This is a genomic window from Blautia sp. AF34-10 (genome assembly GCF_003477865.1).
Taxonomy (GTDB): domain Bacteria; phylum Bacillota; class Clostridia; order Lachnospirales; family Lachnospiraceae; genus Fusicatenibacter; species Fusicatenibacter saccharivorans.
In genome coordinates, this window is the sequence record NZ_QUED01000091.1 from 1 (window position 1) to 787 (window position 787).

The following is a 787-nucleotide window of genomic DNA, read 5'->3' on the forward strand; positions in this document are numbered from 1 at the left end:
TTTTTGCCCGACCAGTGTTTTCTTAAATATTCCATATCCGTATGTTTCAGCCGCACAGCAAACCATTTCCAGTCATGGCCATCGTACAGTTTTAAAAAGGCCGCATCTTCCTCTTCTGTGTTTTCACGGTACATGACATCGTGGTAAAAAACAGGCATGGCATACTGTTCACTTTTCAGATACGGCTTTCCCGTTTTCTCCCCCTCTGCTTTCCACTGTTCCAGACGCGTCCGATAAGAAGATACACTCCCAAGCGCATGCTGGACTGCCGCCCGTCTGAAATAGGATGGCATTTTGGGAAAGCAGAAATCAAAATCAAACCGGGCCGGATTCCGTTTCGTTGTATGCACCAGATGTTCCGCTGCATTGAAACGTTTCTTACTTTCCTCAATTTGGGCCAGTTCTTCCCACACAGATTCATACACTTCGACCAGATAGCAGACAGCAGAACGGTAAATCTCCAGTGTCTGGCGGATCGGAATATTCTGTTTTCGTAATTCAACACCATAACTGGATATGATTTTCATTCGCTTTCTCCTCCGGGTTTTAACGGGATTTTTCCTTCTGCCCTTCTATGTAAGCAAGTATCTGTTCACGGCTCCGGTCACTGACCGTTACAGCACAATAAGACGGATTCCACAAATGTCCTCCCCACAACTCTTTCTTTAGCTCTGGATGCAAAAGGAACATCTGGCGCGCAAGATTCCCCTTCATGATTTTGATCATGTCTGAAATATAAAACTGTGGTCGACAATCTACAAGCAGATGAATATGATCCGGCATAACC

1 protein-coding gene and 1 pseudogene are annotated in these 787 nt (G+C 45.2%); both read right to left on the minus strand.

Annotated elements, in window-relative coordinates:
• Positions 1-527: pseudogene (locus tag DWZ60_RS17005) on the minus strand (IS200/IS605 family accessory protein TnpB-related protein); the annotation flags it as partial.
• Positions 528-546: 19 nt separating this feature from the next.
• On the minus strand, positions 547-787 hold a 241-nt coding region (gene tnpA / locus DWZ60_RS17010), incomplete at its 5' end, for an IS200/IS605 family transposase (protein ID WP_119222190.1).